The following is a 21592-nucleotide window of genomic DNA, read 5'->3' as shown; positions in this document are numbered from 1 at the left end:
TCGACTTGAGGTGAGTGTGGGGAAGTGGACCGGCGTCCGACGGTGGGGGCGTCAGCGGCCCAGGGGCTGGCGCTGCGCGTCCCGTAGACCCACCAGCACGCTGGCGCCGCTGGCCGCCACGCGCAGCTCGCCGTAGCGGGCGCCCTCGTAGCGGTCGGCGTGGCCTTCCTGGAAGAAGAAGGCCTCCGCGCCCAGTCGGTAGCGCCCCTTGCGCAGGCGGTACCGGAGCTTGAGCTCGCCGGGCGCCAGCGGCGCGTCGGGCGTGTCGAAGCGCGCGAAGGTGCCCACGCCCTTCGCGTCCAGCCGCAGCACCAGGTTCCCATCGGTCGCGGTGGTGGTGGGGTGCGCGCGCCGCTCGCGGCTGATGGCGTAGTCCAGCACCATGTAGTCGCCCTGAATCAGCGAGCGCGGGTCGACCGGGGCCAGCTCCAGCAGCACCGGCGTGCCCGAGCGCAGCACGTGCTCCTTCTGGATGACGAGCCCCGTGGGGACGAGCAGCGCGATGGCCAGCCCGCCGAAGATGACCGCCGTGCGCGACATCACCGCACCTCCGTCGCCGGGGCGGGGAAGCGCCGCAGCAGGAATGAACGCAGGCCCAGGAACACCAGGCCGCTGCCCATCAACGCCAGCGACTTGGCCAGCAGCGTGAGGCCCAGGTCGTAGTAGTACCAACCGCCGGACGCGAGCAGGTACGCCACCGCCAGCCCCAGCAGCACGCTGCTGCGCCGGTGGAAGCCGAGCACCAGCATGCCCACGGCGGTGATGACCGCCGGTGTATGGGGTGTGAGCACGGCCACCAGCGTCAGCGCCGCGAACACCGCCGCGCCCGCCACGCCGGTGGGCTCCAGCGCCAGCTCCCGCAGCACGCGCCACGCCGTGTACAGCGTCAGCGCCGTCAGGCCCAGCGTCAGCACGGCATCCGGGAGCGCGGAGACGGTGTCGAAGAGGTGCCGGGCCACGTCCCGCATGCCGCGCGCCAGCAGCACGCCGGGGATGGCGCACGCGAGCGCGAAGGCCACCGGCCCCACCAGCTCGCCCGGGTTGCCCCGACGCAGCCGCGCCTGCTCCAGGAAGAGGACGTGCATCAGCGCCGCGCAGCCCAGAATCAGCAGGTCCAACGCGAAGCCGCCCACCAGGTGCCAGGCGAGGAACCCGGCCGCGCCCACCACTCCCAACGTGCTCAGGAAGCGGAGGATGGCGTCCGGGTAGACGAACAGCAGCACGCCACTGATGACCAGCACCAGCGCCGCGCCGACGTCTTCGTTCTTCGTTTCGATGGCGAAGCTGACGGAGGCCATGGCGGCGCCGGCCAGGCACAGGGCCAGCGCGAGCTGCTCCACGAAGACGCCGCGCACCGTGCGACGCAGCATCGTCGCGCCCGTGCACAGGCCCAGGCCCACCACGCCCATCACCACCTCTTCCTCCCAGAGGCCCGCGCAGGCGAAGAAGCTCAGCACGAAGAGGGCGGACAGCCAGGCGCCGACGCCGGCGAAGGCCTTCACGAACCAGGGCACGGCCACGGACTGGCGCTGGTGGGCTTCCAGGGCCACGCGGGCGCGGTCCACGGCGTCGGGCGCGAGCTGGCCTTCGGCCTGGAGCGCGTTCAGCACGTCCTGCAACGAGGGACGCAGGGCCATGTCAGGACTCCTCCGTGGCGCCGGTGACGCGGGCTTCGTGCCGCAGCCACCACACCGCGAGCGCCACCTGGGCGATGACGAAGAGCGGCAGCACGAAGAGGCCCAGGACCTCCACGTCCTGGTAGGAATCGAAGACGACGCTGACGGCGCCGGAGGTCAGGAGCGTCATCCCGCTCACCGCGCCGAGCGTGAGCATGAACAGCTCGCCCTTCAGGTGCCGGTGCAGGGCATATTCGGCCGCGAGCGAGGCCAGGACCAGGAGGAGCGCCACCACGGCGCCCGCGGGGGCTCCCGACGGGTGCATGATGAATGGCACCGAGGCGACGAGCACCGGGGCCACCGCCATCACCGCCAGCACCCGAGGCACCCAGCGCGCCTGGAGCCAGGACACGCGCAGGTTGGCGAAGTGCTCGTAGGTGGCCCAGGTGAAGCCGTTGAGCCCGCCCAGCACCACCGCCAGCCAGTACGTCTGGTCCGGCTCCGTCTCCAGCACCTGGTCCCAGAAGAGGATGACGCCGGTGTTGACCAGCACCAGCGCCAGCAGCCCCAGGGGCGCGAAGCGGGATGCGGCCACCCAGGGCAGGATGAGCACGGCCCAGCCGATGAACAGCTCATACGGGTCCGCGCCCGTCTGATACGCCTGCCCGTACACGGCCAGCAGCGCGCCCACGAGCACCGAGGCCGCCAGCAGTGACAGCTGGCCTCCCAGCGTCGCGCCTTGCCTCCATGCGCCCACGGCCGCGCCGGTGATGGCCGCCGCGATGAGGCCCAGCTTCGCGAAGCGGTGCATGTCCGCCCAGTTGTACGCGAAGAAGTAGATGACGCCCGCGAGCACCAGCAGCCCGCCCAGGCCCATCAGCGTGGTGGACAGGAAGCGCCGCCAGTCCTGCCGAGGCGGGGTGGCCACGGACAGGTGCAGCGCGCGCTCCAGGGTGGTCGGCGTCAGGACGCCAGCGTCCGCGAGTGCCCGGAGTCGTTCCGGCGTCGCGTCAAGGTCGAGCAAGGGTTTCAACACGGGCGCAGTCTAGCTGTCCGGCGGGGTGGCGCGTCCATCGGCGTGCCTTCGCCCGGCGAAATCGTCGTGGGTGGAGGACCCGAAAATCCCGCGCCTTTCGTATCTGTCTTCGAGGGCGATGGACGGATGGACGGGCCTGGGGCCCGTACCGCCGCCTCGCTCGCCAATCCACAGAAAGGTTTCAACCGTGCGCTCAATGATGAAGCGGCTCTCCCTGGGTGTGTGCATTTCCACGTCGATGGCGTTGCTGGGGTGCGGCGGCGAGCCGATGGACGCCAACGCCATGGCGGACTTGTCGCTGCCCGAGGAGGCCGTGGGCACCACCGCGTCCGCGGTGGAGACGGCCAGTGACTTCCGCATTCGCACCGCCAACCGCTACGCGGGCATCCATGGCTACGCGGCGGGCTTCGGCAACTTCCATGAGGCCAACTACGGCGCGGGCGTGGTGCGTGGCACCATCCTGCTCAAGCCGGGCACCCTGGCGCACTACCTCGCGGTGCCCCGCTCCGCGCTGGGCAACACGGCGCTGAGCGACATCCCGGAGCTGTTCCGCCGCGCGCAGGACTACGGCAACGCGCACGGATTGGGTATCGCGCTGCCCGCGTTCGAGCAGGGCCTCAACGGCTCCATCGTGGAGTATGGCATCAACTTCCTCCACCCCAGCGTCGTCGAGTTCCGCGACGTCCCCGGCTGGGCCATTGGCTACCCGAACGTGAATGACGCTGGGGCGATGATGCGCGCCGCCAACGACTACGCCTCCGCGAACGGCTTCTCCGCGGGCCTGCCCACCTTCCACTCCGCCACGTACAACGGCACGCAGGTGTACGGCATGCACCTCGTCCACGCGGGCTACGCCGACTCGCGGGACGTGCTCGCGGACGTGCTGGCCATGCAGGACCGCTTCAGCTCCGACGCCGCCACCGTCACGGGCGCCAACTGGGCCCGGACGCTGCGGCGCCACGAGGCCGCGCAGGATGCCATCCAGACCTGCACCCACCTGACCAACCTGGAGAAGTCCGGGCTGCGCAATGCCTACCGCAAGGCCATCCACCACACGGGCACGAATGAGGCCGGCATCAACGCGCGGGCGGAGTTGGGTGGAGACGATGTATGGATCAACTTCGGCGTGCTCTTCCCGCAGGGGGACACGGAGATTGCCCAGACGCTCATCCACGAGATGATGCACATCGCCGGTTACTCGCACCCGGACCGCCGCGACGGCATCGACACGCCGTATGACGGGGGCCCGTACTACAACTCCGCGCCGCTGCGCGCCGAGCTGTGCATCGCGGGCTTCCAGAGCATCCACTCGACGCGCGAGTCCAGCCGCGAGCTCCAGGAGCGCTGACGTCCAGCAGGGGTCGCGTCAGTCGCTGGTGACGAGCAGCGGCGTGGTGAGGGGGCGCTCCTCGCAGTCCAGGGGCGTCCCGTCCTCCCACGCCAGCATCAGCAGGTCCGCGGGGCCATCCAGCGCGATGATGGGGTGGTGCCACTGGCCGGGGCGGTAATTCACGCCCTGGCCCGGGCCGCACACGAAGGCTTGCAGCCGGTCCAGGTCCGGCTCGCCGCGCGCGTCGTCCGGACACACGACGACCAGGAAGCGCTGGCACGCGAGCGCCACGAACAGCTGCGTGGAGCAGGGGTGGCGCTCCAGCAGGCGCACCTCGAAGGGCAGGGACTTCGCCACGGAGCGGAACACCGCCAGGTTGGGCGCTGCCTGGGGCCGCGTGCCCGTCAGGTTCGCCACCTGGTCATACCGCGTGGCCGTGCCCTGGTTGGCGCTGTTGCCCCCCGCGAGCTCCAGCCCGATGACGTCGCCGAAGGGCGCGAAGGACTCCTTCGTGAGTGGTCGTGCGCGGATGGGCAAGCTCATGCGGTGTCTCCCTCAGTCCCGTGAGTCGTCGTCGTCCACGAGCATCATCCCGTGCTTCGTGAGCAGCTTGCGCAGGTACACCCGGGCGATGCCCGCCTCGCGGGCCGCGCGGGAGATGTTCCGGTCGCAGCGCGCGATGAGGCCCTGGAGGTAGTCCCGCTCGAACACTTCGATGAGCCGCTCCTTGGCCTCCTTGAAGGGCAGCTCCGCGTCGAGCGCCCCTTGCGGCCTCCGGGTCGAACCCGAGCGGGCCTCCATGGGCGGCAGGGTGTCCTCGCCCAGGTGGATGGCCTGCTCCACCACGTTGCGCAGCTCGCGCACGTTGCCGGGCCAGGGGTACTGGGCCAGCAGGGCGCGCGTCTGCTCGGACAGCGCGCTGGGCGGGCGGCCCAGCCGCTCCAGCATGGCGTCAATGAGCAGCGGCAAATCGTCCACCCGCTCCCGCAGCGGCGGTGGGACGACCTTGAGCACCGCCAGCCGGTGATAGAGGTCCTTGCGGAACCGGCCCTGCTGCACGGCCTGCTCCAGGTCGACGTGCGTGGCCGCGACGACGCGCATGTCCACCGTGCGGTAGTCGTTGGCGCCCACGCGCTTCACCTGCCGGCGCTCCAGCACGCGCAGGAGCCGGGGTTGCAACTCCAGCGGCAGCTCGCCGATTTCATCCAGGAAGACGGTGCCCCCCTGGGCACGCTCGAAGGCCCCGGCGCGCTCGGCCTGGGCCCCCGTGAAGGCGCCCTTCACGTGTCCGAAGAGCTCCGACTCCATCAAGGAGGGCGGAATCCCGGCGATGTCCACGATGATGAAGGGCCCACTGGCCCGCGGGCCTTCCTGGTGGAGCGCCTCCGCGCACAGCTCCTTGCCCGTCCCCGTCTCGCCCTGGACGAGCACGTCCCCGCCGCCCGCGGCCACCCGCTCCAGGACGGTGAACAGCTCGCGCATCCGCCCGCTGGCACCCACGAGCGCGCCGAAGCTCCGCCGCGAAGACAGCGGCATGGGCCGCTCCCGTGAGTCCTCTGGCACCACCTTGAGCACGACGGTGCCCAGCGTCAGCGACGCCCCGGGCCGCACCTCCAGCTCGGTGAAGCGCACCCCTTCATGGAAGGAGCCGTTGCGCGAGCCCAGGTCGGTGGCCACCACCCGCTCGTCCGACACCTCCAACTGAAGGTGCCGCCGGGACACGACGCGGTCCGTCAGGACGATGTCGCACGTGGAGGACGTGCCGAGCCGGAGCACCCCCGGGCGCAGGACGTGGCTGTGTCCCGCCTGCTCCCCGGAGAGCACCAGCAGCTTCAACCGCAAGGGGCCGCGCCGCGCCACCGGGACGGGCGCCGTCTGGACCAGCGCGTCCACCTCCGTGTCCATGTCACCTGGTTCCGCCACGGCGCGCAGGCTACCACCTCGCCCATGCGGGGGAGGGGGTGACAACTGTTGTTGCCACCTGACAACCGCGGTTATCAGGCCTGCCGGAGCGCCATTCCGGGCGTCCTCCTCCAGGCGTGTGCCTCGCCCTGGCTCCGACGGCGCTGGCGGGCCCTGGCACACCGACTGCAGTGACCTGGCTCCGCTTCGAGAACGACACCACCGAGCCGCCCACCCGCGATGTCTTGCCTTGAATGGCCAGACACCTCGCGGGCGGGCTTGTTTGTTTTTGATTCGGGCTCGTCCCAATCGGAAGCGCGCGAAAACAAATAAAAACACCGCGCGAAACACCGCACGTATCCGACAGAGAATGTTCATGTAGTCAGCGCGCGGGGCTTTCGGCTGAAACGGCCACCTGCCCCCAATTCAAACCATTGTAGCAATCACTATCAGGAGTCACGACCATGAGCCTGTCCATCGCGAAGTCCATTCAGTGCAACGGCTTCTCCGGCAACACCCGTGGCTGCGGCCCCACGGACCGCTACCAGGCGGCCTACCAGTCGATGGACCCGTCCAAGGCGGCGCAGACGGTGCTCAAGCACTTCGACGCCATCGAGGGCGTGGGCATGAACGCCAGCGGCAAGGGCGCTGGGGACAACAACATCGGGACGTCGGAGCTCAAGCGCGTGGCGGACCCGAACAGCGGCTTCCCTCCCGAGGTCCGCGCCGCCGCGAAGTGGGTGCTCGACCATCCCATCGCCCTGCGCTCGCTGGACCAGGGCGCCAGCAAGGCCCATGGCGGCAACAACGAGGTGCACCTGAGCAAGGCGGACCTCCAGGCGCGCGCGGGCAATGCCTCGGACTGCGGGGCTCCGCAGCGGCCTGTCCTCCCGCAGCGTCCGCCGCTGTGCGGCTCCGGGTTCGGAGGAGGCTTCGGAGGAGGCTTCGGCGGCGGAGTCGGTGGCCCGGGCGGCCTGCCCAACCCCCACCGTCCCAACCTGCCGCCGCGGCTGGACCTGTGCGGTCCTCAGTCCCGCCCGCCCTTCGGCGCTGGCCGCCAGGAGCCCATGGACGTCTACAAGGCGGCCCAGACGCTCAAGGACCACTTCCACTTCGCCGAGGGCGTGGGCATGAACGCCAGCGGCAACGGCGCCGGGGACAACAACATCGGCATGTCGGAGCTCAAGCGCGTGGCGGACCCGAGCAGCGGCGCGCCGAAGGAGCTCCGTGAGGCGGCGCAGTTCCTCATCAACCACCCCACGGCGCTGCGCTCGGTGGACCAGGGCGCCAGCAAGTCCAAGTCCAGCAAGGAGGTCCACATCAGCCTCCAGGACCTGGAGTCCTTCACGGCGAAGGCGCCCCGCCGCGAGACGCAGTCCAACCGCCTGGACCTGGCGCAGTTCATGGGCCGGGCGAGCATCTGGGGCTGAGTTCGCCCGCTGCCCCGGCTGCCCACCCGTCACGGGCCGCCGTGGCGCGCTGAAGGTGACTGGGAGCCGGGCCCTGGGGGGCGCCCGGCTTGCCACCTCCTGACACTGGCGCCTCCGGGGGGGAGGGCCCAGTGTCAGGGCATGGCAACCATCGACATCACCAAAGCCAACTTCAAGGAACTCGTCTCGAAGGAGGGAATCGTCCTCCTCGACTGGTGGGCCGAGTGGTGCGCACCGTGCCGCACCTTCGCGCCTGTGTTCGAACAGGCGAGCACGAAGAATCCGGACCTCGTCTTCGGCAAGCTCGACACCGACGCGGAGGTGGAGCTCGCGGGGGCTTTCGCCATCCGCTCCATCCCCACGCTGATGGTCTTCCGTGACGGCATCATGTTGTTCGAACAAGCGGGAGCGCTGCCGGCCAATGCGCTGGATGACCTCATCCGCCAGGTGCGCGCGCTCGACATGAACGAGGTGCGTCAACAACTGGTGGAGCGCCAGGTACAGCAGGGCGCGCCGCCCCAGGCCTGAGACGGCACACCGCTGTCCAGCGCGAAGACGGGCGGAGCCTCCCGGGGGGAGAGGTCTTCCGCCACGTCTTCGTTTCAGCTCAGGACCTGCACCTTGCCGTGGTCGTCGCAGTGGCCGTCGTGCGGGTGATGCAGGTGACCTTCCACGAGATAGTCCATGTGGTCCCCGTGCGGCACGGCCACATGGCCACACGAGGGACCGTGACGGTGCGTGGCCTCATGGGCACCACAGGCGTGCTGCGGCGTGCATTGCGCGGGGTTGCGCGCGTCCTCGGAGAGGGTGCACTCGTCGGTGTGGTCCGAGTGCGGGTGGTGCAGGTGCCCGTCGTGCAGATAGTCCACGTGGTCCTGGTGCTGGATGGCGGGATGGCCACAGCCCTTGGCGTGGACGTGGTCATGGTGCGCGTGCATCTTGTGATTCATGGCAGCCTCCCTGGCGGTGGTGTCCGCGCGGGACACGGCGGGACGGTTGCCATCCAGGAAGGCCAGGACAAGCGCCGCCAGGACGAACCCCGACCGCCGGACCAGCCCGTGTCACCTGGACGCCGCCGGGCGGCTGCGCGCCGTGCGCCCGTCAAGGCTCCTGAGGCGCGGCGAGGAACGCCTTCAACTCCGGGAGCACGCGCTCCGGGCGCTCCTGGTGGGGGCTGTGGCCCGCGTCCAGGCGCAGGAGCCGGGCGTTGGGGAGGCGCCGCGCCGCCTGCTCGGCGATGGAGACGGGCAGGGTGTCCTCGCGCTCGCCCCAGACGAGCAGCACCGGCGCCGTCAAGGCGTCGAGCTTCTCCGCGCGATGGAAGACGGGGCCCGCCACGGGTACGAGCCGGTTGAAGGCCCGGGTGGCCTCAAGGCTGGCACCCGGACGGGTGAGCAGCTCATACTCCAGGGCGCCCAGCCGCTCACCCAGCGGCGTCGGAGGGGGCGGCATCATCTGGGCCCAGGCCCAGGGGCCCAGCGAGCGCGCCAGCCGTTCGGGACCGGCGCGGAAGAAGAGGCGGGCCTTTCGTGTCATCTCCGGCCCCAGGCCCATGGCGTCCACGAGGGCCAGCCGCTCCACGGGCACCCGGCCGCGCAGCGCGAGCTCCAGCGCCACGAGACCGCCCAGCGAGTGGCCCACCACGGCCACCGGGCCCGGGGCGAGCTGGGACAACAGCGCCTCGATGGGGGCGGTGAAGAAGGCCGCCGCGTCCTCGCCGGTGGCCAGCGGGCCTTCGGGGGGGGACGACATGCCGAAGCCCGGCAGGTCCACCGCCAGCACACGGTGTCCCCGGGCCAGGACCGTCAGGTAGGTGAACCACTGGGAGGCCGCGCCGCCTCGCCCGTGGAGCAGCACCACCGTGGGGCCGGCGCCCGCCTCCAGGACCCGGAGGGCCCCGCCGCCCGGCATCCAGTGAACCGTCACGACCACCGCGGGGGCCAACTGGGCCAGCAGCGCGGCCTCCACCGGCCCCACCGAGGGGGCCTTCATGCCGGCGTCCTCGACACCGCCGTCCGTCGGGAGTGGAACAGGGGTTGGCGTGGCGGCTGTGAGTGGTACATGGGGAGGACACTCCAGGAGGGGCGGACGGGCGGGCAACATACTGGAATGCGTGGCCCTCAGCGGTGTTGAGCCGGATACCCTGTAAACCCTAGGCTGCCCGCCGCCAGTCCGACACGAGGCGACATGAACACCGACATTCGCGCGCTCACCGAACGCGTGCAGCAGGAAAGCAGCTTCGTCGAGGTCCTCAACCAGGAAACCAGCAAGGTCATCGTCGGGCAGCGCTACATGCTGGAGCGCATCCTCATTGGCCTGCTGTGCAACGGACACGTGCTGCTGGAGGGCGTGCCCGGCCTCGCCAAGACGCTCACGGTGCGCACCGTGGCGGATTCGCTCAACGCCACCTTCATGCGCATCCAGTTCACCCCGGACCTGCTGCCCGCGGACGTGGTGGGCACCATGATCTACAACCAGCAGGCGGCGAACTTCACCGTCCGCAAGGGCCCCATCTTCGCCAACATCGTGCTCGCGGACGAAATCAACCGCGCCCCGGCGAAGGTGCAGTCCGCGCTCCTGGAGGCCATGGCCGAGCGCCAGGTCACCATCGGCGACCAGTCCTTCCCGTTGCCCACGCCCTTCCTGGTGCTGGCGACGCAGAACCCCATTGAGCAGGAGGGCACCTACCCGCTGCCCGAGGCGCAGGTGGACCGCTTCATGCTCAAGGTGAAGGTGGGCTACCCGACGCGTGATGAAGAGAAGATCATCATGGACCGGATGTCCGGCGGCTCGTCGCCGCGCGCCCAGCGGGTCATCGACCTGCAGCACCTGGTCCGTGCGCGCGAGCTCGTCCACCACATCTACATGGACGAGAAGGTGAAGGAGTACATCCTCAACGTGGTGTTCGCCACGCGTGAGCCTGGCAAGTACGGCCTCAAGGATTTGGCGGACTACATCCAGTTCGGCGCGTCGCCGCGCGCCACCATCGCGCTGGCCCAGGCGGCGCGCGCGCACGCCTTCCTGCGCCACCGCGGCTTCGTCACGCCCGAAGACGTGAAGGCCATTGCCTTCGACGTGCTCCGCCACCGCGTCGCCATGACGTACGAGGCGGAGGCCGAGGACCTCACGCCGGAGAAGATCATCCAGCGCGTGTTCGACCGCGTCGAAGTCCCCTGACCCTTCCTCCCCAAGCCCGCCAGGCGCCCCGTGCTTCCCAAGGACCTCATCCGCCGCATCCGCAAGCTGGAGATTCGCACCCGCAAGGTGGTCTCCGACATGCTCGCCGGCCAGTACCACTCGGTCTTCAAGGGCCGGGGCATGGCCTTCTCCGAGGTGCGCCAGTACCAGCCCGGTGACGAGATTCGCATCATCGACTGGAACGTCACCGCGCGCATGGACGAGGCCTACGTCAAGGTCTTCACCGAGGAGCGCGAGCTGACGGTGATGCTGGTGGTGGACGTCTCCGCGTCGAAGGAGTTCGGCTCGCGCGAGCGCACCAAGTCGGAGATCGCCGCGGAGGTGGCGGCGCAGATCGCCTTCAGCGCCATCGCCAACAATGACAGGGTGGGGCTCGTCCTCTTCTCGGACCGGGTGGAGAAGGTGGTGCCGCCGCGCAAGGGCCGCACGCATGTGCTGCGGCTGGTGAGCGACATCCTCACGTTCCAGCCGCAGGGGCGGGGGACGGACCTGTCCGCGGGGCTCAACTACCTGACGCGGGTGGCGAAGCGGAAGGCGGTGACGTTCCTCATCTCCGACTTCCAGGCGCGCGACTACGAGAAGCCGCTGCGGCTGGTGGGGCGCAAGCACGACCTGGTGCCGGTGGTGGTGGCGGACCCGTTGGAGGAGGCCTTCCCCCGGCTGGGGCTGGTGGACATGGAGGACCCGGAGACGGGCGAGCGCTTCGTCGTCGACACCAGCGACCCGCGCGTGCGGGGGCGCTTCGCCCGGGCCATGCAGGCCGCGCGCGACGAGCGGCGCAAGCTGTTCAAGAAGCTGGAGCTGGACCACGTGGAGCTGCGCGCGGGTGATGACCACGGCAAGGCGCTGGCGAACTTCTTTCGCGCGCGGGCTCGGAGGATGGCGGCATGAACCGGCGCATCCCCTTGCTGGCGGTGTGGCTCGTGGTGGCGGCTCCGGTGGTGGCGGCTCCGGCGTGGGCCCAGGCCCCTGCGCCAGAGGCCGCGGCGACGGAGCAGGTCGAACCCCAGCACCTGTCCGTGCGGCTGGAGCCGCAGCAGGTCCGCATTGGCGACCCCTTCGTCTACGAGGTGGTCATCACCCATCCGAAGGACCACCGCTATGAGCTGAAGGTGCCCCAGGAGACGGGGGACTTCGAGTTCCTGGACCAGACGCGCCAGCGCCAGGACGGGCCGGACTCGGCGACCACCACCTTCCGGGTGCGGATGTCCGCCTTCGCCCTGGGCTCGGTGACGGTGCCGGCGCTGCCCTTCGACGTGGCCACGCCGGAGGGGCCCAAGGCGTTCACGGTGCCGGGCCGCGCGGTGGACGTGACGTCCACGCTGCCGCCGGACGCGGACGGGCAGGGCGCGGACCTCTTCGACTACAAGCCGCCGGAGGAGGTGCCCATCCGTTCGTGGCGCCTGGTGCTCACGGTGCTGGGCGTGCTGGCGGCGGCGCTGCTGGCGTGGGTGCTCTTCCGCTGGTGGAGGAACCGGCCCAGGCACGTGGAGGTGGTGCCGGTGCTGCCCCTGGACGTGCGCACCCGCAAGGCGTTGGACGCGCTGAAGGCGGAGGATTTGCCCTCGCGCGGCCGGGTGAAGGACTTCTATTTCCGGCTGTCCGAAATCGTCCGTGGCTATCTGGGCGAGCGCTACGGCTTCGAGGCGCTGGAGTGCACCAGCTCCGAGCTGATGGCGTCGCTGCGGCGCATGTCCACGCCGGGGCTGCCAGAGGACAAGCTGATGCGCTTCGTGTCCGAGTCGGACATGGTGAAGTACGCGCGCGCGGATTCCTCGGCCGACGCCTGCCGCGACGCGCTGGCCTTCGGCTACTCGCTCATCGACACGACGTACGTTCCGCCACCGCCGCCCCAGGCTCCCGACAATGCCGCCGCTCCCCGCGTTCAATAACCCAGAGGCGCTCTGGGGGCTGCTGCTCGTGCCGCTGCTGCTCTGGCAGGCCTGGCGGGAGCGGCGCGCCCGCGCCACGCTGCGCTTCTCCGCGGCGCATGTCTTCGCCCACAGTGGCCGCGGCCTGCGCACGTACCTGCTGCCGCTGCTGCCGCTGTTGCGCGTGGCGGCGGTGGCGGCGGCGGTGCTGGCCATCGCCCGGCCGCAGGTGCGCGACTCGCGCGTGCGGGACTTGTCGGTGGAGGGCATCGACATCGTGGTGGCGTTGGACCTGTCCACGTCGATGGAGGCCGGTGACTTCCGTCCGCAGAACCGCATGCACGTCGCCAAGGAAGTGCTGAGCGAGTTCATCGCCAACCGGGTGAACGACCGCATCGGCCTGGTGGTGTTCGCGGGCGCGGCGTACACGCAGGCGCCGCTGACGCTGGACTACGGCGTGCTGAAGGAAGTGGTGAAGCAGCTGCGCACGCGCGTGCTGGAGGACGGCACCGCCATTGGTGACGCGCTGGCCACGTCCCTCAACCGCCTGCGGGACTCGGAGGCGAAGAGCCGGGTGGTGGTGCTCATCACCGACGGCGACAACAACTCCGGGAAGATCTCGCCCATGGACTCGGCGAACATGGCCCAGGCGCTGAGGGTGCCCATCTACACGATTCTGGTGGGCAAGGGCGGCAAGGTGCCCTTCCCGCAGGGCACGGACCTGTTCGGCAACACCGTGTGGCGCGACACGGAGATTCCCATCAACCCGGAGCTGATGCAGGACATCGCGGACCGGACCGGCGGCGAGTACTACCGCGCCACGGACCCGGAGCAGCTGCGGGAGGGGCTCCAGAAGGTGCTGGACTCGCTGGAGCGCTCGAAGCTGATGGAGGGCGGCGCCAGCGCCACCTACCGCGAGGAGTTCCATCCCTTCCTCCTGGCCGCCTTCGGCCTCGCCGCGCTGGAGCTGCTCCTGCGCGCCTCCTTCCTGAGGGTCTTCCCGTGACGCCCGTGGAACCCTGGCGCTTCACCGTGCTCGGTTACCAGGCGGGGCTCGCGCAGCCCTTGTTCCTGCTGCTGGTGCTCGTGGGCGTGACGTTGGGCCTGCTCGCGCTGGTGGGGGCGCTGCGGCGCCGCTCGCGCGTGCGGGCGCTGCTGCATGAGCGCCACGCGGAGCGCTTCACGCCGGGCGTGTCGGTGTGGCGTCCGGCCACGCGGGGCGGGCTGTACGGCCTGGGGCTGGCGCTCTTCGGCTTCGCGCTGGCGCAGCCGCAGTGTGGCACCAAGAGCGAGCTGACGAAGCGGCGCGGTATCGACGTGGTGGTGGCGCTGGACGCCTCCAAGTCCATGCTGGCGCGGGACATCCAGCCCAGCCGCCTGGAGCGCGCGAAGCTGGAGCTGACCACGCTGCTGGACGAGCTGAAGGGTGACCGCGTGGGCCTGGTGGTGTTCGCGGGGGATGCGTTCATCCAGTCCCCGCTCACGTCGGACTACTCGGCGGTGAAGCTGTTTTTGCGCGCGGTGGACCCGGACGTGATGCCCCAGGGCGGCACCAACGTGGGCGCGGCGCTGCGGCTGGCGCGGCAGGTGCTGGAGAACGCGGACCGCGGCTCGAAGGAGCGCGTGGTCGTCCTGCTGACGGACGGTGAGGACCTGGTGGGCGACGTGGGTGAGGCCACCGAGGCGCTGAAGGACGCGGGCGTGCAGGTGCTGGCGGTGGGCGTGGGCTCGGAATCCGGTGAGCCCATCCCCGTCTTCGACCGGCGCGGCGCGTTCGTGGACTACAAGAAGGACGCCGCGGGGGAGACGGTGATTACGCGGCTGGACCGGGCGGGGCTGACGGCCATCGCCGATGCCACCGGGGGCACCTTCTACTTCCAGCCCCGTGGCGTGGCCATGTCGCAGGTGGTGGAGCGCATCGACCAGATGCAGAAGAGTGAGCTGGAGAGCCGGGTGACGGTCCGCTACGACGAGCGCTTCCAGTCGTTCGCCATTCCGGGGCTGGCCTTGCTGGCGCTGGGCATGTTGCTCTTGCCGTCGTCGCGCCGGAGGCCGTCACCATGAGCGCCGCGAGGACGCGCGCGGCGCGGTGGTTGGCGTGGGGCCTGGTGACGTCGCTGGCGCTGCCGTCGCCCGTGTGGGCCGCGGGGCCGCTGGAGCGGGACCACCCGCTGGTGGAGCAGGGCCGCGAGGCGTACACGGCGGGCCGCTTCGACGAAGCGCTGGAGGCGTTCGAGGCCGCGAAGAAGGAGCGCCCCAACGACGTCACGGTGGACTTCAACCGCGCGGACGCGATGGCCAAGCTGGGGCGCATCGCGGATGCGAAGGCCCTGTTCCAGTCGGTGACGGAGTCCAACCGCGCCGACCTCCGGCAGAAGGCCTGGTACAACCTGGGCAACCTGCACGCGACCACCGGAGACCGGCAGGAAGCGCTGAAGGCCTACCGGCGCGCGCTCACGCTGGACCCGCAGGACGTGCAGGCCCGCCACAACTACGAGGTGGTGCTGCGCAACCTGCCGCCGCCGCAGGACAAGGGCCAGGATGGCGGCACGGACGGCGGCAACGACGGCGGCAGTGACGGTGGGCGTCCGGATGCCGGCGAGGATGGCGGCACGAAGGGCGACGGCGGCACGCCCCAGGACGGTGGCACCGATGGTGGCTCGGACGGCGGTGCCGACGGCGGCGCGGATGGTGGCGCCAGCGATGGCGGCATGGATGGCGGTGCCGACGGTGGCGACGGCGACGGTGGCAGCGACGGCGGCTCCGACGGAGGCGCGGACGGCGGCGACCAGGGCCCGCCGGACAAGGGCGACGGGGGCGCGGACGGCGGCGCGGATGGTGGAGAGGACGACGGAGAGGGTGAGCCCCAGGACGGTGGCAGTGACGGCGGCAGCGCGGGAGAAGAAGCCTCGGAGGAATCCGAGGCGGACGGTGGCTCCAGCGAGTCGGACCTGGACCGGCAGGAGGCGGAGCGCCTGCTGGATGCGATGAAGCAGAATGAGAAGAACCTCCAGCTCTGGCGGTTCCAGCAGAAGAAGAAGCAAAGGAAGCCGAATGAGAAGGACTGGTAGCGCCCTCGGCGTGGTGTTCGCCGTGTTCGCCCTGCTGGCCACCGCGCCGGCGTGGGCGGCCTCGGACGACCTCGATTTCTACCAGACGGCGGACCGTACGGAGGTGGGCACCGAGGACACCTTCCGCCTCACGGTGGTGGTGGTGGATGCGCCCGCCAACGCGCAGGTGAAGTTGCCGGAGTCGGACGACTTCTCCGTCCTCTCCAGCTCGCGCAGCAGCCAGCGCGCCATCTCCCTGTCGGGCGGTGGCCCCGCCGTCATCCAGGACGTCACGCGGCACGTGCTGGTGATGAGGGCCAATCGCGCGGGACGGCTCAAGGTTCCACCGTCGCAAATCACGGTGCGTGGCAAGACGTACCGCACGCAGCCCGTGGAGTTGACGGTCAAGGCCGGCCGGGTGGGCGGTGCGCCGCCCGGGCAGGCGGGGCGTGGGCGGGACCGGCAGCCGGACCCCTTCGCCAGCATCCAGTCGCAGATGCAGCAGATGGAGGAGGCCTTCGGCGACATGGCGGAGGCGGACCGGCCCACGATTCCGCGTGGGGACTCCGACCTCTTCCTGCGCGCCAGCCTGGACCGGGACACCGTGTACGTGGGCGAGCAGGTGACGCTGTCGCTCTACATCTATTCGCGCGTGGACCTGTCCAGCGTGGACGCCGTCACCATGCCCAAGCTGGAGGGCTTCTGGACCGAAGAGGTGGAGAGCCCCACGCAGTTGTCGGGCGAGCAGCGCGTGGTGGACGGCATCCCGTACCGCGCCTACCTGCTGCGCCGCCGCGCCATCTTCCCGGTGAAGTCCGGCACGCTGCCCATCACCGCCGCGGAGGCGGACATCACCACCGGCTTCCTCTTCGCCGGTCACCGCGTGCACCGGGTGTCCAACGCGCTCAAGGTGAAGGTGAAGCCGCTGCCGCCCGGGGGGCCCCAGGACATGCCCAACGCGCACGTGGGCAACTGGCGGCTGTCCATGGACGTGTCCCAGACGCGCGTGGAGCTGGGCCAGCCCGTCACGGTGAAGGTCAGCCTGGAAGGGGTGGGCAACGTGAAGAACGTCACGCCCCCCGCGCTGAAGGGCCCCGCCGCGCTCAAGATTTATGACCCCACCACGACGGACAAGGTGTCGCCGCAGCGCCACCGGGTGCAGGGCCGGCGGGTGATGGAGTATCTGGTGATGCCGCAGCGCACGGGCAGCTTCACGCTGCCCGCGCTGGAGTTCACCTACTTCGACCCGCGCGCCCGCAAGTACGAGGTGGCCCGCACCGACCCCGTGACGATTACGGTGGAGGCGGGCGCGGGAGGCGCATCGTCCATCGCCTCGGCGTCGCCTCAATCTTCGTCGGACCAGGCCAACGAGCAGAAGAACGTGCTGACGGCGGGCGGCCTGCGGCCGGTGCGTTACCAGGCGCGCTTCGAGGCGCCGGGCGTGCCCGTGTGGAAGCGGGGCTTCTTCGTCCCGGCGGTGCTGGCGCCGCTGGGGCTGCTGCTGGGCGTGGCGCTGATTGGCGGCGTGCGCGGGCGGCTGGCGCTGCGCACCGAGGCGGGGCGTGGGCGTCAGCAGGCGAAGGCCGCGCGCAAGCGTCTGGCGGATGCGGAGAAGCGCCAGTCCAGCGCGGACGTGGGGGCCTTCTACGGCGAGGTGGAGAAGGCGCTGCACGGCTTCCTGGAGGCGCGGCTGGGGATGCCGGTGGTGGGCCTCACCCGTGAGGTGCTCGCCGAGAAGCTGACGGCGGCGGGCGCGGATGCGGAGCGGCGCGCCAAGGTGCTCTTCGTGCTGGAGGCGTGTGACTTCGGGCGCTACGGCGGCGGGGGAAATCCGGCCGAGCGACAGAAGGTGATGGATGCCGCCGCGGCGGCCATGGAGGGCTGGGCGTGAGCGGCTACTACACGCCGGAAGAGGCGCAGGACATCTTCCTCAAGGCCAACGAGGCCTACGCGCGCGAGGACTACGCGGCGGCCAAGGAGGGCTACGAGAAGCTGCTGGCGAATGGCCAGGGTGGCCCCGACGTGCTCTACAACCTGGGCACCACGCACCTGGCGCAGGGCGACTTGGGCCGCGCGGTGCTGGCGCTCGAACAGGCCCGCAGAGAAGGGGGGCAGGCTCCAGATTTGGAGGCCAACCTCGCGGTGGCCCGGGCGCGGCAGGTGGACAAGGTGGTGGGCGCCACCGCGGAGGACGCCTTCCTGCCTCGCGTCGCGGCGGCCACGGACGGCCCGGTGGTGGCGTGGACCTTCCTGGGCACCTGGGTGGCGGCCTTCGTCCTCGTGCTGCTCTGGCGGTTGCTGGGGCGGGGCCGGCGCACGGCGGTGGGCGTGCTGGCGGTCCTGCTCTTCGCGGTGGCGGTTCCGTCAGGGTTGCTGGTGGCCACGCACGCCTACGTGGGGGCCACGGTGCACGAAGCCGTGGTGCTGGCGCCCACGCTGGTGGCGCGTGAGCTGCCTCAGCCCGGCGCCCGCTCCATCTTCGAGGTGCACGCTGGCCTCAAGGTGCGCCTGCTCGAAGAGACGGGCCGCTTCGTCCGCATCCGTCTTCCCAACGGCCTGGAGGGCTGGGCCGAGCGGGAAGGCGTGGCCGAAATCTGAGTCGCGCGCGGAGTGTGGGGGGACGCGAAAACCTGGAAATGTCCGCCATTTGGAGGGTAGACTGCCTCCGGAGGAATGGCCGGTATTGCCAGGAGGTCGTGGCCCTGTGTTTTCGGTCGAGGCACTCGTCGGCAAGAACCGGCTGATCATCCGCCTCTGGGGTGTCGTCACGGAGGAGGAAGCGCTCCAGATTGGCGATGCGTCACTGCGCGCGCTCGAGCGGCTCCGGCCGGGGCTCGACATCCTGTCTGACCTGACGGGCGTGACGGCGCTGCCAGAGTCGGGTTCTGGTCAGATTGAGCGCGTCGTTGAAGCGGCCCGGGTCCGCGGCTTCCGCCGGGTGGTGCGCGTGGTGGGGCGCTCCGCCATGGCGGCGGTGCGGTTCCAGCGCAGCAGCCGGAACGTAGGGCACGAGGCCTACCTGGCCTTCTCCCTCGAAGAGGCGGAGCAGCTGCTGGAAGGCGGCTGGCCGTGAGCCACCATGGCTACGCCCGCCTGTCAGTCCTCCTAATCGAAAAGCAAGGCATCCAGTGTGTGTCCGGCTTACGTATGAGGGAGACGGGTGCCATTGCACAATCCGTTGCATCCTCCCTGGTGCGGCTACGCCCCGGAGGGCTATACCGCGCGCGGCGGGTGGCATTGGCATCGTGTTTCGTCCGGAGAACCATGGCTGGCAATTCCCAGGCACCCTTCCACATCCTCCTCGTCGAGGATGAGCCGGTCATCCGGGAGCTGGTGCGCTCCATGCTGAGTGACGGCACCGTGGAGGTGGCGTGCGCCGCCACGGGGCTGGAGGGCCTGAAGCTGGCCAAGAGCCAGACGTTCCACCTCATCCTGATGGATGTGGTGTTGCCGCAGCTGGACGGTATCTCCGTGTGCCGCATCCTCAAGGGGGACCCGGCCACCGCGGGGGTGCCTCTCTACATGCTCACCGCGAAGGCGAAGCGCTCCGACATGGAGAGCGCCACCCAAGCCGGGGCGGACGGCTACATCCACAAGCCCTTCCGAGGCGCCGAGCTGATGGCGCTGGTGGAGCGGCTGCGCGAAGCGGGGCCGAAGCCGGAACTGCCCTGAGTCAGGGCAGGCGCGGGTGGAGGTAGCGCGCCAGGGCGATGAGGTCGTCCCAGTCCAGCTCGCCGAACTCCAGCGCCACACCGTCCACCTCGCGGCGGCGAATCTGGCAGGTGGTGATGATTTCCCGCTCTCCGGGCAGCGGCACCGCGATGGTGAGCTCCCGCGCGGTGTCGGCCGGGTGGGCCATCAGGAACAGGCCCGCCATGGACACGTCCCGGGCGCGCACCATCACCGAGCGTCCCTTGAGGAGCACCTTCACGGGGAGGTTGGCGTCGACGCGCGGGTGAAAGCGCTCGGCAATCTGGGGGCCGCCATCGGTCGTCCTCACCGCGTTCTCCTCTTCTCCACACGACAGGGTGCAACAACTCTGAGGCACTCTGGAGCGGACGCAAGTTTCCAGTCACGGCCGCCGTCCAGCCTCCCGGACGCTCCTCCCGGTCCGCGGAGCGGTGCTGGACCCGCCCTGGCGGCTCAACGCCTGGGAATGTCAGGGGTTAGCGCTGGCACGGCGGCTGAAGTGAGGCCGGGCAACTCTCCGCAGGAGGCTGCCCGTGTCCAATGACAGTCGGATTCCCACGCTGACCATCACCCATACGGTTCCGCGTCAGACGCCGCAGAACGACTTCGGCACGGTGCTGGCGCGCGCGGCGAACGAGGTGGTGCGCTCGGGGGCGGGCCTGGTGGGCGGCATGATTCCGGGGGGGCCCATCGTCAGCGCGGCCGTCTCCAGCATGAAGACGGTGGTGTCGGCGGTGGCGCCCAAGGCGTCGGCGGCGGGGATGCCCGCGACGGCGGAAACGGGGGGCGCGGCGGGCGCGGGGGCCGCGGCGGGCAACCAGGAGGCGTGGGACCTGCTGGAGGCGCAGAAGGTGCTCGCCGCGGAGGGCCAGAAGTTCAACATGGCCTACCTGCAGCTCCAGAACGAGATGCAGAAGGAGAGCCGCGAGCACACCGCTGTCTCCAACATCATGAAGGTCCGCCACGACTCCGCGAAGGCGGCCATCAACAACATCCGCTGAGGAGCGACACCAGCCATGGCCATGGACACGTTGGGGCCGGTGGGAGGAGTGGGCGCGTCGCCCGCGGTGGAGCCCAGCCGGGAGCGATTCAGCAAGGTGTTGGATGAGGTGACGGGGCCCGCGAAGGGCCCTGGGGTTCCGGTGGCCACGGAGGGGCCTCCGAAGCCCGCCCCCACGGCGGCGCCGCGGGGTGTCTCCCGGGCCGAGGGCGTGGGCCCCGCCGCGCCGGGCTGCGCGGACGTGAAGCCGGGCACCCGGGTGGACTCGGTGCAGGCGGCGCGAGCGCAGCAGGCGGCGCAGGTGTTGGACAGGGTGGGGCAGGCGCAGAAGCGGTTGGACCACATCCTTCAGCTGGCGCAGTCCGGCCGCAGCTTCACGCCCGCGGAGTTGCTCGCGTTGCAGGCCCATGTCTACCGGGCGAGCCAGGAGCTCGACCTCGCCGGCAAGGTCGTCGAGAAGGCGACCGGCGGCGTCAAGCAGGTCCTCCAGACCCAGGTTTGAGGAGTACCCGATGCATTCGCATTTCCGTCGCGCTGTCTTCGTCCTCCTGCTCGTGAGCGTCACGGCCTGCCGCGAGCGCATCCAGCATGGCCTGGATGAGCGGCAGGCCAACGAGCTTCAAGCCGTGCTCGTCGAGCGAGGGCTCGACGCGCGCAAGGTCCCCGAGGCGGGCAAGAAGCCTGCGTGGTCCATCGAGGTGGCGGATGAGCACGCCTCGGACGCGGTCCGCATCCTGTCGGAGCTCGGCTTGCCGAGGCCGAAGGAGGAGGTGGGGTGTGACGTCTTCGGCGGAGGCGGGCTGGTGCGCACGCCGTTGGAGGAGAGCGTCTGCCGCGTGAGGGTGATGGAGCGGAGCTTGGAGAAGACGCTCCAGGCGGTGGAAGGGGTGCTGCTGGCGCGCGTCCACCTGGTGGTGCCCGCGCCGCCGAGGGTGGGACAGGCCCCGGGTCCATCCAAGGCGTCGGCCCTGCTTCGCGTGGCGCCGGGTAATGCGGCGCGGGTGCGGCAATCCTCCGAGACGTTGAAGGTCCTCCTCTCGGGGGGGGTGGAGGGCCTGTCGCCGGAAGCCGTCTCGCTGTTGGTGGACGAGGTCTCCACCCGAGTAGAGGCTCCGACGGTGGTGGGCGTGTCGCCGCTGACCCGACTGCGAGCCCTCTTGGCGGTGCTGGGCCTCATGGTGACGGGCCTGTCGGTGGCGCTGGTGCTGGTGACGCTCCGGATGCGGCACTACCGCGACCGGACGCCGACTCCGTCCGCGCCGCCTGGACCGGCACGGCCCGTGTTGTCACCGGGACCGGCGCGGAAGGTGGCGTGAGCGGTCCATGGGGCGCGAACGCATGGAAGTGACACGCGTGGGGCGCAAGCCTCGGCCCGGTCGGAGCTCCGCGTCCGTCAGGGCGGCTGCGCCGACCGAGGAGGTGCCCCGTCTCGTGGGCCCCTTGCCGATTCCACTCGAACGCCTCGCGCT

Annotated in this window: 24 protein-coding genes; 16 read left to right on the top strand and 8 right to left on the bottom strand. The window is 70.5% G+C overall.

What is annotated here, in order from left to right:
* Positions 1-51: 51 nt before the first annotated feature.
* The 3 genes from HV824_RS06095 to HV824_RS06085 are packed head-to-tail and all read right to left on the bottom strand — an operon-like array spanning position 52 to position 2652.
* A complete protein-coding gene (locus tag HV824_RS06095; protein WP_176422870.1) occupies positions 52-540 on the bottom strand; it encodes a GDYXXLXY domain-containing protein in 489 nt (162 codons plus the stop codon).
* Positions 540-1637, bottom strand: a complete 1098-nt coding sequence (locus tag HV824_RS06090) for a DUF4401 domain-containing protein (protein ID WP_176418134.1) — start codon at positions 1635-1637, stop codon at positions 540-542. Before HV824_RS06090 ends, HV824_RS06095 begins: the two co-directional genes overlap by 1 nt.
* Before the next feature lies 1 nt (position 1638).
* Complete coding sequence (locus HV824_RS06085; protein WP_176418133.1) at positions 1639-2652, bottom strand: DUF2157 domain-containing protein; 1014 nt, start codon at positions 2650-2652, stop codon at positions 1639-1641.
* 196 nt (positions 2653-2848) lie between these two features.
* On the opposite strand from HV824_RS06085, the gene HV824_RS06080 reads away from it, so the two are divergent.
* Complete coding sequence (locus tag HV824_RS06080; protein WP_255207802.1) at positions 2849-4000, top strand: hypothetical protein; 1152 nt, start codon at positions 2849-2851, stop codon at positions 3998-4000.
* Between the two features lie 18 nt (positions 4001-4018).
* Here the strand turns inward: HV824_RS06080 and HV824_RS06075 are convergent, their stop codons facing one another.
* Together HV824_RS06075 and HV824_RS06070 are read right to left on the bottom strand one after the other, a co-directional pair.
* On the bottom strand, positions 4019-4525 hold the full coding sequence (locus HV824_RS06075) for an ureidoglycolate lyase (RefSeq protein WP_176418132.1): 507 nt from the start codon (positions 4523-4525) through the stop codon (positions 4019-4021).
* Positions 4526-4537: 12 nt separating this feature from the next.
* Entirely contained in the window at positions 4538-5887 is a 1350-nt protein-coding gene (locus tag HV824_RS06070) for a sigma 54-interacting transcriptional regulator (protein ID WP_176418180.1), read from the bottom strand.
* Positions 5888-6348: 461 nt separating this feature from the next.
* Here HV824_RS06070 and HV824_RS06065 point away from each other — a divergent pair, with 461 nt between their 5' ends.
* A complete protein-coding gene (locus HV824_RS06065; RefSeq protein WP_176422869.1) occupies positions 6349-7314 on the top strand; it encodes a hypothetical protein in 966 nt (321 codons plus the stop codon).
* 141 nt (positions 7315-7455) lie between these two features.
* Positions 7456-7842, top strand: coding sequence for a thioredoxin (gene trxA / locus HV824_RS06060; protein ID WP_176418130.1), 387 nt, complete (start codon positions 7456-7458; stop codon positions 7840-7842).
* 74 nt (positions 7843-7916) lie between these two features.
* On the opposite strand, the gene HV824_RS06055 is transcribed toward trxA, so the two are convergent.
* Both HV824_RS06055 and HV824_RS06050 read right to left on the bottom strand, forming a co-directional pair.
* Entirely contained in the window at positions 7917-8264 is a 348-nt protein-coding gene (locus tag HV824_RS06055; protein WP_176418129.1) for a hypothetical protein, read from the bottom strand.
* 151 nt (positions 8265-8415) lie between these two features.
* Positions 8416-9306 (bottom strand): alpha/beta fold hydrolase, encoded by an 891-nt coding sequence (locus HV824_RS06050; protein WP_176418128.1) that lies wholly within the window; start codon positions 9304-9306, stop codon positions 8416-8418.
* 195 nt (positions 9307-9501) lie between these two features.
* On the opposite strand from HV824_RS06050, the gene HV824_RS06045 reads away from it, so the two are divergent.
* From HV824_RS06045 to HV824_RS06000, 10 genes are all read left to right on the top strand, one after another.
* Positions 9502-10491: a MoxR family ATPase gene (locus tag HV824_RS06045; protein ID WP_176418127.1), complete on the top strand. Its 990-nt coding sequence runs from the start codon at positions 9502-9504 to the stop codon at positions 10489-10491.
* A 30-nt stretch (positions 10492-10521) separates the two neighbouring features.
* Positions 10522-11403, top strand: a complete 882-nt coding sequence (locus tag HV824_RS06040; RefSeq protein ID WP_176418126.1) for a DUF58 domain-containing protein — start codon at positions 10522-10524, stop codon at positions 11401-11403.
* The gene (locus HV824_RS06035) at positions 11400-12404 is read left to right on the top strand and encodes a BatD family protein (RefSeq protein WP_176418125.1); all 1005 of its coding nucleotides are present in this window, start codon (positions 11400-11402) and stop codon (positions 12402-12404) included. The genes HV824_RS06040 and HV824_RS06035 overlap by 4 nt, the downstream gene beginning before the upstream one ends.
* Positions 12379-13389 (top strand): VWA domain-containing protein, encoded by a 1011-nt coding sequence (locus HV824_RS06030; protein ID WP_176418124.1) that lies wholly within the window; start codon positions 12379-12381, stop codon positions 13387-13389. Before HV824_RS06035 ends, HV824_RS06030 begins: the two co-directional genes overlap by 26 nt.
* Positions 13386-14447 carry a VWA domain-containing protein gene (locus HV824_RS06025; protein WP_176418123.1) on the top strand — a complete coding sequence of 354 codons (1062 nt, stop codon included), beginning with the start codon at positions 13386-13388 and terminating at the stop codon, positions 14445-14447. The genes HV824_RS06030 and HV824_RS06025 overlap by 4 nt, the downstream gene beginning before the upstream one ends.
* Positions 14444-15454, top strand: coding sequence for a tetratricopeptide repeat protein (locus HV824_RS06020; RefSeq protein ID WP_176418122.1), 1011 nt, complete (start codon positions 14444-14446; stop codon positions 15452-15454). Before HV824_RS06025 ends, HV824_RS06020 begins: the two co-directional genes overlap by 4 nt.
* Positions 15438-17324, top strand: a complete 1887-nt coding sequence (locus tag HV824_RS06015; protein WP_176418121.1) for a BatD family protein — start codon at positions 15438-15440, stop codon at positions 17322-17324. The genes HV824_RS06020 and HV824_RS06015 overlap by 17 nt, the downstream gene beginning before the upstream one ends.
* Complete coding sequence (locus tag HV824_RS06010) at positions 17321-18031, top strand: tetratricopeptide repeat protein (RefSeq protein ID WP_176418120.1); 711 nt, start codon at positions 17321-17323, stop codon at positions 18029-18031. Before HV824_RS06015 ends, HV824_RS06010 begins: the two co-directional genes overlap by 4 nt.
* Positions 18032-18137: 106 nt before the next feature.
* Entirely contained in the window at positions 18138-18506 is a 369-nt protein-coding gene (locus HV824_RS06005; RefSeq protein WP_368670943.1) for a hypothetical protein, read from the top strand.
* A gap of 191 nt (positions 18507-18697) precedes the next feature.
* On the top strand, positions 18698-19105 hold the full coding sequence (locus HV824_RS06000) for a response regulator (RefSeq protein WP_176418118.1): 408 nt from the start codon (positions 18698-18700) through the stop codon (positions 19103-19105).
* A 1-nt stretch (position 19106) separates the two neighbouring features.
* Here HV824_RS06000 and HV824_RS05995 read toward each other — a convergent pair whose 3' ends face one another.
* Entirely contained in the window at positions 19107-19433 is a 327-nt protein-coding gene (locus tag HV824_RS05995) for a PilZ domain-containing protein (protein WP_163780136.1), read from the bottom strand.
* Positions 19434-19656: 223 nt separating this feature from the next.
* Between HV824_RS05995 and HV824_RS05990 the strand changes: the two genes are divergently transcribed.
* The 3 genes from HV824_RS05990 to HV824_RS05980 are packed head-to-tail and all read left to right on the top strand — an operon-like array spanning position 19657 to position 21439.
* On the top strand, positions 19657-20124 hold the full coding sequence (locus HV824_RS05990) for a hypothetical protein (protein WP_176422868.1): 468 nt from the start codon (positions 19657-19659) through the stop codon (positions 20122-20124).
* Between the two features lie 15 nt (positions 20125-20139).
* The gene (locus HV824_RS05985; protein ID WP_176419256.1) at positions 20140-20625 is read left to right on the top strand and encodes an ATP-dependent helicase HrpB; all 486 of its coding nucleotides are present in this window, start codon (positions 20140-20142) and stop codon (positions 20623-20625) included.
* 10 nt (positions 20626-20635) lie between these two features.
* Entirely contained in the window at positions 20636-21439 is an 804-nt protein-coding gene (locus tag HV824_RS05980) for a flagellar M-ring protein FliF (protein ID WP_176422867.1), read from the top strand.
* The last annotated feature ends 153 nt before the right edge of the window (positions 21440-21592 follow it).

Origin of the sequence: Myxococcus sp. AM009, from assembly GCF_013372605.1 — a bacterium.
Taxonomy (GTDB): domain Bacteria; phylum Myxococcota; class Myxococcia; order Myxococcales; family Myxococcaceae; genus Myxococcus; species Myxococcus vastator.
Note: the sequence above shows the minus strand (reverse complement) of the source record. Positions and strands in the feature narration are given on the sequence as shown.

Excerpts from the sequence above, each read along its gene's own strand:
- HV824_RS06095 (WP_176422870.1), bottom strand. The coding sequence starts at position 540 with ATGTCGCGCACGGCGGTCATCTTCGGCGGGCTGGCCATCGCGCTGCTC.
- HV824_RS06090 (WP_176418134.1), bottom strand. The coding sequence starts at position 1,637 with ATGGCCCTGCGTCCCTCGTTGCAGGACGTGCTGAACGCGCTCCAGGCC.
- HV824_RS06080 (WP_255207802.1), top strand. The coding sequence starts at position 2,849 with ATGATGAAGCGGCTCTCCCTGGGTGTGTGCATTTCCACGTCGATGGCG.
- HV824_RS06075 (WP_176418132.1), bottom strand. The coding sequence starts at position 4,525 with ATGAGCTTGCCCATCCGCGCACGACCACTCACGAAGGAGTCCTTCGCG.
- HV824_RS06070 (WP_176418180.1), bottom strand. The coding sequence starts at position 5,887 with ATGGACACGGAGGTGGACGCGCTGGTCCAGACGGCGCCCGTCCCGGTG.
- HV824_RS06065 (WP_176422869.1), top strand. The coding sequence starts at position 6,349 with ATGAGCCTGTCCATCGCGAAGTCCATTCAGTGCAACGGCTTCTCCGGC.
- trxA (WP_176418130.1), top strand. The coding sequence starts at position 7,456 with ATGGCAACCATCGACATCACCAAAGCCAACTTCAAGGAACTCGTCTCG.
- HV824_RS06055 (WP_176418129.1), bottom strand. The coding sequence starts at position 8,264 with ATGAATCACAAGATGCACGCGCACCATGACCACGTCCACGCCAAGGGC.
- HV824_RS06050 (WP_176418128.1), bottom strand. The coding sequence starts at position 9,306 with ATGAAGGCCCCCTCGGTGGGGCCGGTGGAGGCCGCGCTGCTGGCCCAG.
- HV824_RS06045 (WP_176418127.1), top strand. The coding sequence starts at position 9,502 with ATGAACACCGACATTCGCGCGCTCACCGAACGCGTGCAGCAGGAAAGC.
- HV824_RS06035 (WP_176418125.1), top strand. The coding sequence starts at position 11,400 with ATGAACCGGCGCATCCCCTTGCTGGCGGTGTGGCTCGTGGTGGCGGCT.
- HV824_RS06030 (WP_176418124.1), top strand. The coding sequence starts at position 12,379 with ATGCCGCCGCTCCCCGCGTTCAATAACCCAGAGGCGCTCTGGGGGCTG.
- HV824_RS06020 (WP_176418122.1), top strand. The coding sequence starts at position 14,444 with ATGAGCGCCGCGAGGACGCGCGCGGCGCGGTGGTTGGCGTGGGGCCTG.
- HV824_RS06015 (WP_176418121.1), top strand. The coding sequence starts at position 15,438 with ATGAGAAGGACTGGTAGCGCCCTCGGCGTGGTGTTCGCCGTGTTCGCC.
- HV824_RS06000 (WP_176418118.1), top strand. The coding sequence starts at position 18,698 with ATGGCTGGCAATTCCCAGGCACCCTTCCACATCCTCCTCGTCGAGGAT.
- HV824_RS05985 (WP_176419256.1), top strand. The coding sequence starts at position 20,140 with ATGGCCATGGACACGTTGGGGCCGGTGGGAGGAGTGGGCGCGTCGCCC.
- HV824_RS05980 (WP_176422867.1), top strand. The coding sequence starts at position 20,636 with ATGCATTCGCATTTCCGTCGCGCTGTCTTCGTCCTCCTGCTCGTGAGC.